The following is a 12,535-nucleotide window of genomic DNA, read 5'->3' on the forward strand; positions in this document are numbered from 1 at the left end:
GCCTTCATCACGTCACTCTCATGAGACATGTGTCAGCGGGAACCGCGGCGCGGCGTGCCGACGCCAAGCTTCTGGAGCCGTTTGCGTAAGGTATTGCGGTTCATGCCAAGCAGTGCCGCCGCACGCAGCTGATTGCCATCGGTGGACCGCAGCACGCGGATAAACAAAGGCCGTTCGATTTCCTCGATCAGACGTTCGTGAAGATCCGGGGCAACGACACCGCCGTCTTCAAGCGCACAGTCCAGATAGGAACCCAGCACCTCCGCCAGCCGCTGGGCCATCGGGATCAGCACGTCCTCGCGGCGCGCGGCGGCCAGGATCTCACGATCAAGCGGGACGCCGCCGCAGCGATGGGACGCCCTTCTCAGGCATGCCCGCAGATCGTCAATATTCCGCGGCCAGCCAAGCGATGCGAGATAACGCGCGCCATCGGACGTCACCGTCGCCACGGGCGTCCCTTCATCAGCTTCTTCCGCGAGAAGATGGCAGCATAACGACCCGAAATCCTCACGACGTTCGCTCAGTGACGGCACGGCAAGACGAATATCGTTCCGTCCGTTATGATTCCGACCGGAAATCGCCCCGCCAGCTCCCATGGCGTGACGAGCCAGCGCCTCACGATCGGAAACCGTCAGCACGATGCTCGGGCGTGGACCCGTCTGCCGCGACCAGCATGCCAGCCAGGCCTGCAACGCGGATTGCCGCGAGGCATGACACGCTTCCACGCCCGCAACCAGCACGGTCCCATCGGCGGCGGCGGCGATCTGCCCTTCGAGATCGAGCGTCACGTCCAGCACGACGAACGGCTTTTGCGCCCGGCAGCCGAGACGATGCAAAAGCCATCCGGCACGGGCCTTTCCGACGCCTGTTTCGCCCATGAGCCAGATCGGCCCTTCGGCATCAACACAGGTCATGAGACGTTCGCGGAAATTCCGGATTGCCGCCGATCCACCGGGAAGGTCGCGGGCCAGTGCTTCAGGCGTTCCGCGGCAGGCAGGCTGGAGATCCATCAAAGAACCATGAATCAGGCCGCCTGGGAGACGGCTTCACGATCGCGCAGGATGCCGCCGGCGATCTGCTCGTCGTAAAAATTCTCAAGGCGACGGATCACATCCGGCGCGGAATCAAGTTTGTTGATCTCGGCCCGGAAAGAAGCCGATCCGGGCAGGCCCGCCGAATACCATGAGACATGCTTGCGCGCGAGACGCAGCCCTGGCCGCTCGCCAAAATGTTCGAGCATCATGTGATAGTGCCTGAGGGCTATGCTTTTCTCCGTAACGAGATCGGGATCATGCACATTCACGCCCGTGCGCAGGGATTGCGCGACCTGGGCCAGGAACCAGGGACGCCCGTAGCAGCCCCTTCCGATCATCACGCCATCGGCGCCGGAAGCCGCCAGAGCGGCGCGTGCGTCACGGATCGTGACGATGTCGCCATTCACAATCACCGGAAGCCGGACAGCATCCTTGACGGTGCGAACGAAATGCCAGTCCGCATGCCCGTTATAAAACATCTGACGTGTGCGGCCATGCACGGTGACCAGGCGAATGCCCACCTCCTCGGCGATTTTCGCCAGACGGGGCGCGTTGAGGCTGTCATGATCCCAGCCCATGCGCATCTTGAGCGTCACGGGCACGTTCACCGCCTTGACCGTGGCTTCCAGCAGAGCCGCCGCCTTGACCTCATCGCGCATCAGCGCGGATCCGGCCGATTGGCCGACCGCCACCTTCTTCACCGGACAGCCGAAATTGATGTCGATGATATCCGCGCCATGATCCACGGCGATACGCGCCGCCTGAGCCATCGCGTCAGGATCACATCCGGCGAGCTGGACCGAATTCGGCCCGTTCGCCGCGCTGCGCGCCATGCGCATGGTGTTTTCATTTTCCCGCACCATCGCCCATGACGCGATCATTTCCGAAACGACCAGTCCCGCACCCAGCTCGCGCGACAACTGACGGAAGGGCAGATCCGTCACACCGGACATGGGCGCCAGAATGACCGGCGTATCGATCACAACGCCGTCACCGAGGTCAATCGGCTTCAGGACAGGCGCAGCGGCTTTAGATGTCTGGGGGCAGGAAGGCTGGGGAAGGATCGTCATGACCGCCCCTCAATAGCGGAACGCTACGCGCTGGCGCAATCGAAGGATCGGGCCGACACCGCCTTTTCAGGCGTAACCGGGAAACACCCTGCCGGTCAGACGATGTAGCGCGCACTCCAAGCCAGGGCGCGCAGCCCGTCCCCGCGTGTCGGCTTCACACGGTCCGCGATCGGATCCTCATGACGCAGCCGCTCGGCCAGACGATGGGACAGCGCCACGATCACAGCCGCTTCCAACCTCATGCGCCGGTCCCGGACGAGATCCGGGAGCCGCCGGGCCTGGGCATTGAGTTCGTCCACCCTGTCCAGCAGGCGGTCGAACACGCGCTTCAGCCCTGGTTTACTGCGAACCAGCAACACGTCTTCCGTTCTGACACCCTCTTCGGCGAGCCACGGCTGCGGCAGATAGCAGCGGTCCAGAACCTTCAGATCGGATGCGGCATCCTGAAGGTGGTTCAACACCTGCAAAGCACTGCACAGGGCGTCGGACGGCGCGAGCGTGTCCTCGTCCTCGCCGTGCAGCCTGAGGAGGAAATGTCCGACCGGGTTGGCGGAATAGCGGCAGTAATGCAGCAGCTCCTCCCACGTCTCGTAACGGTTCTTCACCGCGTCGATGCAGAAGGCTTCAATCAGGTCCGTCGCCGTTTCGAGAGGCACGCGGGTTTCCAGCAGATGACGACGCAGCGTCACGGCGGTCTGGGCATCGGCGCGCTGAGGTGCCTCGCGTTCGCCCCGGATCACCTCCCCCATGGCGCGCAGCCGTGCGATCTTCTGCGCCGATGTCAGATCGGCGTTATCGACCATGTCGTCGATGACCCGGGCGAAATTATAATAGGCATGAACATGGGGCCGCATCCGGCGACTGATGAGAAACGAGCCCACCGGGAAATTCTCGTCGGCCGCTCCCTTGGCGGACGTGACATCCTTCACACCCCACACGGAAGCATCGTTCATCGTGCGTTCATCCGCTCCACGCGGAGCCGTCACCATATCCATCAACCCTGCACCTCTTCCGTGTAGGCGCGGTCTTTCCAACGCACCCCTTTGCCCCGGTAATGATCGAGCGCCGATCCGATCGTGGCCGCCATATAGAATGCCGCCACCAATGGCAGGGGTATAACGCGCCATGGCGAAAGACCGAAACGTCGCAGCGTAGGCACGAATGACGCCATGCTCAGCCCCCATGCCACAGCCCCGAGCGCCCGCCCGCGCCCGCGACCGAACACCGTGAGCGCGACGGGAACGAACCAGACCAGCCCCATAGCGAACAGGGTCAGAAGCAGAAGGACGGGCGAATATCGAAGCTGCACATACGCCGTGCGGGCGATCATGCGCCAGATGTCCGGCGCTCCCACATATGGCCTCAGGGACCGCGCAAGTGTCGAATGCCCCAGATACAGTCGACCGCCTGAACGTTTGACATGGGCGGCGAGCGTGCAGTCGTCGATCAGCGCGCCCCGGACGACACCGATGCCACCGATACGCTCAAGCGCGTCACGCCGCAGCAGGATGGTGCCACCCGCCGCGCCCGCCATGGGCGAATTGTGATCGTTCACCCGGGCAAACGGATAGAGCATCGCGAAGAAATAAACGAACGCGGGCACAAGCGCCCTTTCCGCCGCACTTTCGCAGTTGAGGCGAACCATCTCGGAGACCAGATCGAGATGCTCCGAAATCGCCTTATGGACCAGTGTCGAGAGATGGCCGGGTTCATGGACGATATCGGCGTCGGTCAGCAGAATGAAACCGTCCGGTCCCAGATGCCGGATCGCTTCCTGCTCACCCTGATGCACGGCCCAGAGCTTGCCGCTCCATCCGGCCGGGCGCGGCTGGCCGTCTATGACCGTAAGGCGCCCCTCGGGGTCCGCCACCGACCGGGCGATGTCGCCCGTTCCGTCACGACTGCGATCGTCAACGACGAACACGCTCAGCTTGCCACCGTAATCCTGATTCAGGAGCGAGCGGATACACAGCGCGACCGTTTCGGCCTCGTCACGGGCCGGAACGATGACCGCCACGTCCGGCCATGATGATGCTTCCGAATGCGTTTGGTGCAGTTCGGGACCGTACTGCCAGAAACGGCCATTTCCAAAAACCAGTTTCAGCCACGCCGCGAGCGAAAGGGAGCCAATCAGCGTCTGGAGCATCGTTAGCCAATCCGACCGTGATCACGAAACCAGGCAATGGCGTCGGACACCGCTTCTCGCGCGGGCCGCGGCGCGTAGCCGAGCTTCTCCTCCGCTTTGCGGGATGAAAAATACATCAGCTTGCGGGACATCGCGAGCGTCTCGCGCGTTACGCGCGGCTCGATACCGAATCCACGCGCCATCCATTCCGACACCGTGGCGACCGGATAGAGCCAGGACTGTCGAAGCTTGATACGCGGCGGCTTGACGCCCGCGATCTCGCTGACCATCCGAAACAGGTCGCCCAGACTGTGATTTTCGCCGCCGAGAATATATTTCTGTCCGATCTCGCCGCGCTCCAGCGCCAGAGCATGGCCCTCGGCGACATCGTCGACATGGACGATGTTCAGCCCCGTCTCGACATAAGCCGGCATGCGTCCGGACGCGCAGTCCACGATCATCTGTCCGGTCGGCGTCGGCTTGATGTCGCGCGGACCGATCGGCGTGGAGGGATTGACGATCACGGCGGGAAGGCCCCGCTCGGCCACGAGCTTCAGAACCGCCTGTTCCGCGCGATATTTCGAGAGCTTGTAGACGCCGATCACATCATGTTCGGTGACGGGCGTCGTTTCGTCGGCAGGCCTGCCGTCCTTGCGCAGCCCCAGCGCCGCAACGGAGGAGCAGTACACGATCTTTTCGCACCCGGCCTCCAGAGCCGCCAGCATCAGACGCCGCGTGCCCTCGACATTGGCTGCCATCATGGTCGCCGGATCCGGCACCCAAAGCCGGTAATCCGCGGCGACATGGAAAAGATAACGGCACCCCTTGAGAGCCGGGGCGAACGTTTCCGGCGAGGTCAGATCACCGTTGACGATTTCGGCATCCAGCCCTTTCAGATTGGAGCCGTCCGCACCCGCGCGCACCATCAGGCGCAGCCGGTGCCCCCTCTCCAGAAGAACACGGGCCACAGCAGAACCCACGAACCCGGTTGCGCCGGTCACTAGCGTGTACTCAGACATTTCGCGGTTCCACTCCCCTCATGCACGCGCGTCCTGATTTACACCCATAAACCGCGTGTCAGGGGCGCACCATAATGCGCCCGCCAGCCGACGCAAACCCGCATGGCGAGACTACCATTCAAACGGCGAGAAGGTGGCGGAAACCCCCACGGTGGTGTAAGCCGCCTTCAGGCATGACACCGCGCCTAGACGCCCCAGTGAAAATGCCCGCACCCGGCCCGTGATTTCACCGGTCGGCTGCTTTCCATAGGCCCCGGTCCCTGTGTCCGATCCGGATTGCGAAGCTGTTTTGAAGAAACTGACCATCCTTCTTACGTTTCTGGGCATTGCCGCCCTCACGGCCATCACGGCCTGGCTGGGCTTTGGCGCAGTCCTCGACGCCATGCAGAAAATCGGCTTCAGCGGCTTCGCAGCGCTTCTGCTGGGTCAACTGCTTGTTGACGGCATGCTGGGCTTCGCCTGGTATCTCGCCTGTCCGGAACTGGGTCTGATGCGCACGACCGCCGCACGCGCCCTGCGGGACGCCGCTGGCAACTGCCTGCCCTTCTCCCAGCTCGGGGGAATGCTCGTCGGCATTCGCGCGACCTGTTTCGAGCCCACGCCACGCCCCGGTCGCCGGCCGCGTCGACATCCCGTGGACTGGCCCGAAGCCGTCGCCACGAACCTCGTCGACATCACGACGGAGGTTCTCGGCCAGATCGTCTTCATCCTCCTCGCCGTATTCTGCCTGATCGGGCATCAGGGCGGCGGAAAATTCATCTGGCCGGTCATTGGCGGGATGGCGATCCTGTCGTTGGGAATTGCTGGTTTCATCTACACCCAGCAAAAGAGCGGCACGTTCATCCACCGCATCGCCGAATTCTTCGGCAGGCATATCGCTGATTCATGGCGCGACTCGCTCGTCGACAACATGGACGCCTTCCAGACTCATCTCGACGCGCTCTGGAGCCATCCTGCGCGCGTGGCGCGTGGCGCGGGCATGCATCTCGTCGGCTGGCTTGCCAGCGCGGGACTGACTTTGCTCGCCTTTCGCCTGCTTGGCGCGCAGCTCTCCTATACCGGCGCCGTCGCCGTCGAAGGTGTCGTCTGCGGCGTGATGTCGGCGGGTTTCCTGGTTCCCGCTTCGCTCGGCGTGCAGGAAGCCGCCTATGTCGCGCTGGGCGTCATCTTCAACATCGATCCCAAGATCGCGCTCGGCCTCTCGCTCCTGCGTCGCGGGCGTGACATCGCACTGGGTATTCCGATGCTGCTCGTCTGGCAGGGCCTCGAAATGCGTCGTCTGAGGACAGCGCGCCAGGCCGACTACGCTGTCCCGGCCGAGCCCGCCGCAACCGACGCCGCCGCAACGCGCAAGGCCTCATGACCCAACCCATCGTCGATACACTCTGCGTCATCGGGCCAGGCCTGATCGGCTCCTCGGTTCTGCGTCGCGCCCGGCTCGATTCGGCCATCGCGCGCGAAACCATTGCCGTCGACCGTGACGAACAGGTCTGCGCCCGCGTTTGTGAACTCGATCTCGCCGACATCATCACCACGGATGCGCTCCGCGGCGCGGCGGAAGCGGATGTGGTCATGCTCTGCGTACCGGTCGGCGCGATCGCGACCGTCGCAGCCGAAATCCTTCCGGTGATGAAACCCGGAGCCATCCTGACCGATGTCGGCTCCACGCGCCGTAGCGTCGTGGACGCCATCGCGCCCCATCTGCGCCCCGACGTGGCCTATGTTCCCGCCCATCCGATGGCGGGCACCGAACATTCGGGCCCCGATGCCGGATTCGCGACGCTCTTCGAGAACCGCTGGTGTCTGCTGACGCCGCTTGAAAACACGTCGTCCAAGGCGATTGCGACCATCGAAGCGCTCTGGCATGCGATGGGCGCGCGCACGCGCGTCATGGATATCGACCATCACGACCGCATCTGCGCCATCGTAAGCCATGTGCCGCACCTGCTGGCGTTTTCGATCTGCCACACAGCCGACACGCTGGCGGATGAACTGCGTTCCGAGGTTCTCGACTTCGCGGCTTCCGGTTTCCGAGATTTCACACGCATCGCCGCTTCGGACCCGATCATGTGGCGTGACATTTTCCTCAACAACCGTGAGGCCATCCTGGAGATGCTCGAACGGTTCGCACAGGACGCGCAGAAGATGGCGACCGCCATCCGCGAGGGCGACGAAGCGACCATCGTCTCCAGCGTGGAACGGGGTCGCGCCATTCGTCGCAGCCTCATCGAGAACAGACAGGCCTGAAACGAGGATCCCGGACGACCGGAACTCGCCCTGTTCCGACGAAACTGAAGGGCGTAGCAGAACAAAGTCGTGACAGCGGCGGCTCGCCCAACGGGGAGACGCGCCGATCCTATTCGTGGATCGCCGTGTGATAACGCGCATAAAGCGCACCGACGGCCAGTGATGCGAGGCGAGCCCGTGCACTGTCCGCCCGGCTGCTCAGCATGACGGGCACGCTTGCGCCCAACACGATCCCCGCGGATTCGGCGCCGCCCATAAAAATCAGATTCTTGGCCAGCATGTTGCCGGCTTCGAGGTCGGGCGCGACCAGGATCTGAGCGCTTCCGGCGACCGGAGAGACGATACCCTTGATCCGCGCTGCATCGCGGCTGATGGCGTTGTCCATCGCCAGGGGCCCGTCGAGAACCGCGCCGGTGATCTGGCCGCGATCCGCCATCTTGCACAGGCACGCGGCGTCGATCGTGCCGGGAATGCGGGAATTAACGGTTTCGACCGCCGAGAGGATCGCCACGCGCGGCTCGCCGAGGCCCAGGGCATGATGCAGGTCGATGGCGTTCTGGACGATGTCGCGCTTGGCATCGAGGTCAGGAAAGATATTGATGGCCGCGTCGGTGACAAAAAGCAGATCCTCGTAGCCGGGCACGGCAAGGACGAAGACGTGGCTGACGCGACGCGCTCCTGTCAGCCCCTGCTCGGGTCTCAGAATCTCGCGCATCAGGACATCCGTATGCAGGTTGCCCTTGATGAGCCCCTGCACGCGACCCTCATGCGCCATGAGAACCGCCAGCCGGGCGGCGTCCCGCGGGGAATCCGCCGAAACGATTTCGACGCCACCTATGTTGATATCCCCGTCCGCTGCCGTTGCGGCGATCCGCTCTCGATCACCCACCAGCACAGGACGCATCAAACCGCGCGCGGCCCCTTCGATGGCGCCGAGGAGCGCATGCGCCTCGCACGGCCACACGACGGCGTTGACGGACGGCGACAACGTGGCGGCACGATCGATCAGGGCCTCGAACCCAACACGCCCGCATCGACCAGACGGTGACACGACATCGGCGATCGTTCCCGCATCACTGAGTGACACATCCTGAGAAGAAGGGTGATCCTGCATGATGGGACAGCATATTCGTTCGCAGACGCAGATTTCAAACGACGCGATCAAACATCATTGTGAACCCGCAATCCGGCTGAATTCCCTCGTTCCGACTCCCAATAGACTTTTCCCGGCGGATCGCCACACAGCACCCGGCGACAACCCCTTGGCCGTTTTCCTCCCTATGGGACTGCTCTCACGCTTGATGACGCACGCCCGCGAAGTCCTCCGTCTCAAGCGTGGCAAGGCCATGAACCTTGACGCGCGGATCATCGCCCGATGGATGCCTATTCCGTAACTTCGCCTTCCATGTGCAGCCCGGGCAGCGTGGAAGGCCTGTAGAGCAGGATTGCCGCAACCACAGCCGTTCCTGCGAAAACGCTTGCGATCATCGCCGTGCCCAGATCGAGCCGGAGCGCCAGCCAGGGAATGACCAGGCCAGAAAGAGCCTGCCCCCCGGCGGCGGCGGCGTAGCTCGTACCCATCCCGAACGAACGCGTCGCAGACGGGAAGCGCTGCGACAGGAAGTGCGGCACGACCGCCCATACCGCGGCACCCACGCCACCGACCGCAAAAGCGGTCACGACCATGAGCATGGGGCTTGCGGCTCTCACGAAGGGCACAAACACGACCAGGGTCAGCACGAGATATCCAAGTAGCACACGTCGATCTCCGAACCGGGCCGCCAGCGCGCCACAGATCGGCTTCCCCATCAGAGAGCCCACGCAGTAAGCCGCGATCATCGGGAAAAGCTGTCCTGGCGTCAGGTGATGTTCGGTGCGCAGCAACGTGGGATAAAACGCGTAGAGCGCAGCGTTCTGGAACTGCAGCACCGCCATGAAAGCGATGGCCTGAATGGCCGCCCCGTCAAGCCGGAACATGCCGCCGGAGACCCGCGCCATCCGGGCTTCCGGAGAGCGGCGCATCTTCAGCCAGACGGGACTTTCCGGCACGCCAATCCGTATGAAAATGGCGAGAATGGCGGGCAGGATGCCCAGCAGAAACATCGCGCGCCAGCCATAATGGGGCAGAATGATCGCCTGCGCCCCGGCAGCGACGAAAAAGCCGACCTCATAACCCGACATCATCAGGGCCGAGGCCAGGGAACGCGCACGGGCGGGCACGCTCTCCATCAGCAGGGCCGCCGAAGCCGTCCACTCTCCGCCGAATCCGATTCCGAACAGGAACTGGATCACCACCAGCATGACGTAGGACCAGGCCACCGCCGTGGCGCCGGAAAACGCCGCGAACCAGATGATGCCCAGCATGAAGGTAAGGCGTCGCCCATAGCGATCGGCGAGCCAGCCCCAGCCCGTGTTCCCAAACGCCCGACCGATGCTCTGGGCCGTAACCACCACGCCCATCGCCTCGAGGTCGACGCCGAAACTGTGCCCCATATCGGGCAGGCATAACAGCAATGCGACCTGATCGAAGGCGTCCAGAAACCATCCGAGAAACGCGGCCAGCGTGACACGCCAGTATGGCAGGAGGATGGTCAGCGAAGAGGCTTGCGGGCCGGGCGGCGGGGCCTGCCTCGTCTCGTCTTGCATGGGCAGGCATTTCCTTCGTGGCGAATCCGCAGGACGGTCCCGAAAGGGGAGCGAAATGAACCGGGCTTCGCGCGCTGCTTTATGAACTATGAAACGGCGTTACGCCGCCACTGAAACTCGACAAAGGATACAGCATGCCGTTGAACGCCCTTCCTGATCATCTTCTTTCAACGCCTCAGGAACCCGTTCGGGGCGTCATCTTCGACATGGACGGTCTTCTCCTCGACAGCGAATCCCTTGCCATGGACGCGCTGGTCGCGGCAGGAAACGATCTGGGCTATGACGTTCCGCTTTCCTTCTGCCGCGGCATGATCGGCGTCCCCGCCGATGGATGCCGCCAGATGGTGCACGAAACCTATGGCAGCGACTTCCCGCTCGAACGCTTCTTCAAGCTTCAGGAGGCGCATCTCCGGGAGTTCGTGGATACCGGTCGCCTTATCCTGAAAAAAGGCGTCGAGCCGCTTCTCGACCTTCTCGACCGCCACCAGATTCCCCGCGCGGTCGCCACATCGTCGAGCCGTTACCGGACGGATCATCACCTCAAGCTGGTCGGACTGTTTGACCGCTTCGATGCCATCGTCACCCGCGACGACGTGTCACGCGGCAAGCCCGATGCGGAGCCCTACCTGACGGCCGCGACAAAAATCGGCATCCCGCCGGAATACTGTCTGGCGCTCGAAGACTCCCACACCGGCGCGCGCGCGGCGATCGCCGCCGGGATTCGCGTCATCGTGGTGCCGGACCTTCTCGCCCCCACCGAAGAGATTCGTGACAACGCGCTGGCAATCGTCAAGGACCTGACGATCGCACGCGTCTATGTCGAACATCATGCGGGCTGATCCAGCCGGTTGACCCCGCGCCGCGCTGAAAGGGATCGTCCCTTCAGCGCGCCAGTTCGTGCAGCAGCGCGGGCACGCTTTCATCCGTCAGGCGCTTCAGCATCCGGCTGATTCTTGCGACCTGTGCGGCATGATCGGGAAGCGGGGGCCCGAACACGGATTCCATGGCCATGAAAGCCTCGACCTGCGCCCCGTGATCGTCACGCGCATCGGCGCATATGCGACGCAGCACGTCGGCGCGCGGATCGGCCAGTGCGATCTCCAGCGCCTCCTGCTCATGCAGCGCAAACCACCGGATCCAGCTGGCGATCAGTAATGTGGCGCCTTCGACCGAACGTCCCGCTTCGAGGTTTTCGCGCATGGGCCGGATGATGCGCGCCGCCATCTTGGCCGAGCCGTTGCGACCGATGCGCTCGACTTCATGCACGATCCCCGGATTGCGGAACCGTTTCATCAGATCCCGCGCGTAGCGATCCATCTCGTCTTCAGGAAGATTGACCCCCGCCGTCTGCTCGTAGCGCATGAACCGGGCCGCGATCGTCCCAAGCGCCGCATCGCAGGCCGCATCGGAAATCGTATTCACCCCCGCCAGAGCGCCGACATATGCAAGGATCATATGCGTGCCGTTGAGCATTTGCAGCTTGGCGCGCTCGAAAACCTCGACATCGCCGACGAACCGGGTGCCGGGATGGGCTTCCCACATCGGACGCGGACCGTCGAACCGCTCGATGATCCATTGGAACCATGGTTCCGCCGAGAGCGGGATACGATCTTCGATCCCTCCGAGCAGTCGGGTGGCATCGTGCCGATCATCCGCGTTGGGCACCGGCACGATGCGATCCACCATCGTGTCGGGAAACCGGACATGTTCGCCAATCCATGCCGCGAGGCCGTCATCCCCATCCAGCGCGACGAAATCCATCACGGCCTGACGCAGCGTCCTCCCGTTCCGGCTCACATTGTCGCAACACAGGATCACCGGCGGCACGGTGCCGCGCTGTCGCACGAGCGACAGTCCGGCCGCCAGGATTCCGGCGGCCGTACGGGGCGTCGCCCCCTTCAGATCCGCCCGGATCTCGGGAGCATCCGGATCGAGCGTCTCGTCGGCGGTCAGATGATAGCCGCTGGCCGTAACCGTCAGCGTCACGATCTTCACAGCGGGGTCGGCGATGCGCGCCGCCAGCCCGACATGCGTGTCACCGGCGAAAACGGCTTCGTGAATCGCTGCCATGACCGAGGCCACGGTGCCGCTCGGCTCGCGCGTCAGCAGGGTGTAGAGATTGTCCTGCTCGCACAGCGCCCGAGCCAGCTCAGGACGCCGCATGGCGACCGAGGTGACGCCCCACCCCAGCCCTTCGTCACCCTGGGCACCGATGGCGGCCTGTGTCGCCGTGACCTGGTGGGCGCGATGGAAATTGCCGCAGCCCAGATGCACGATTCCCGTCCGCAGCGAACCCGGATCGAAGGTCGGCCCATAGACCGTGGGAGGGATACGATTCAGGGCGCTGCGGTTCAAAAACAAGAAAAATTCTCCCGGTGAGTTCGGTCTCGACGG

Annotated in this window: 11 protein-coding genes; 3 read left to right on the plus strand and 8 right to left on the minus strand. The window is 63.6% G+C overall.

Features of this window, described 5'->3' with window-relative positions; genetic code table 11:
* Window positions 1-32: 32 nt before the first annotated feature.
* The 5 genes from PWM43_RS08045 to hpnA form a co-directional block, all read right to left on the minus strand.
* A complete protein-coding gene (locus tag PWM43_RS08045) occupies window positions 33-1,010 on the minus strand; it encodes a helix-turn-helix domain-containing protein (protein ID WP_289841976.1) in 978 nt (325 codons plus the stop codon).
* Between the two features lie 14 nt (window positions 1,011-1,024).
* Window positions 1,025-2,104, minus strand: a complete 1,080-nt coding sequence (dusB, locus tag PWM43_RS08050; RefSeq protein ID WP_289841977.1) for a tRNA dihydrouridine synthase DusB — start codon at window positions 2,102-2,104, stop codon at window positions 1,025-1,027.
* A 95-nt stretch (window positions 2,105-2,199) separates the two neighbouring features.
* Window positions 2,200-3,057: a squalene synthase HpnC gene (gene hpnC, locus PWM43_RS08055; RefSeq protein ID WP_289841978.1), complete on the minus strand. Its 858-nt coding sequence runs from the start codon at window positions 3,055-3,057 to the stop codon at window positions 2,200-2,202.
* 41 nt (window positions 3,058-3,098) lie between these two features.
* A complete protein-coding gene (locus tag PWM43_RS08060; protein WP_289841979.1) occupies window positions 3,099-4,250 on the minus strand; it encodes a glycosyltransferase in 1,152 nt (383 codons plus the stop codon).
* Window positions 4,251-4,252: 2 nt separating this feature from the next.
* Window positions 4,253-5,248: a hopanoid-associated sugar epimerase gene (gene hpnA, locus PWM43_RS08065; protein ID WP_289841980.1), complete on the minus strand. Its 996-nt coding sequence runs from the start codon at window positions 5,246-5,248 to the stop codon at window positions 4,253-4,255.
* Between the two features lie 262 nt (window positions 5,249-5,510).
* Here hpnA and PWM43_RS08070 point away from each other — a divergent pair, with 262 nt between their 5' ends.
* Both PWM43_RS08070 and PWM43_RS08075 read left to right on the plus strand, forming a co-directional pair.
* Entirely contained in the window at window positions 5,511-6,611 is a 1,101-nt protein-coding gene (locus tag PWM43_RS08070) for a lysylphosphatidylglycerol synthase domain-containing protein (protein WP_289841981.1), read from the plus strand.
* Entirely contained in the window at window positions 6,608-7,495 is an 888-nt protein-coding gene (locus tag PWM43_RS08075; RefSeq protein WP_289841982.1) for a prephenate dehydrogenase/arogenate dehydrogenase family protein, read from the plus strand. The genes PWM43_RS08070 and PWM43_RS08075 overlap by 4 nt, the downstream gene beginning before the upstream one ends.
* 109 nt (window positions 7,496-7,604) lie before the next feature.
* Here PWM43_RS08075 and PWM43_RS08080 read toward each other — a convergent pair whose 3' ends face one another.
* A complete protein-coding gene (locus tag PWM43_RS08080; protein WP_289841983.1) occupies window positions 7,605-8,609 on the minus strand; it encodes a bifunctional enoyl-CoA hydratase/phosphate acetyltransferase in 1,005 nt (334 codons plus the stop codon).
* Between the two features lie 269 nt (window positions 8,610-8,878).
* The gene (locus tag PWM43_RS08085) at window positions 8,879-10,141 is read right to left on the minus strand and encodes an MFS transporter (RefSeq protein ID WP_289841984.1); all 1,263 of its coding nucleotides are present in this window, start codon (window positions 10,139-10,141) and stop codon (window positions 8,879-8,881) included.
* A gap of 134 nt (window positions 10,142-10,275) precedes the next feature.
* Between PWM43_RS08085 and PWM43_RS08090 the strand changes: the two genes are divergently transcribed.
* Window positions 10,276-10,980 carry an HAD family hydrolase gene (locus tag PWM43_RS08090; protein WP_289841985.1) on the plus strand — a complete coding sequence of 235 codons (705 nt, stop codon included), beginning with the start codon at window positions 10,276-10,278 and terminating at the stop codon, window positions 10,978-10,980.
* 43 nt (window positions 10,981-11,023) lie between these two features.
* Here the strand turns inward: PWM43_RS08090 and PWM43_RS08095 are convergent, their stop codons facing one another.
* A complete protein-coding gene (locus PWM43_RS08095) occupies window positions 11,024-12,502 on the minus strand; it encodes a mannitol dehydrogenase family protein (protein WP_289841986.1) in 1,479 nt (492 codons plus the stop codon).
* Window positions 12,503-12,535: the final 33 nt, after the last annotated feature.

This window comes from Brytella acorum, from assembly GCF_029309905.1.
Classification (GTDB): domain Bacteria; phylum Pseudomonadota; class Alphaproteobacteria; order Acetobacterales; family Acetobacteraceae; genus Brytella; species Brytella acorum.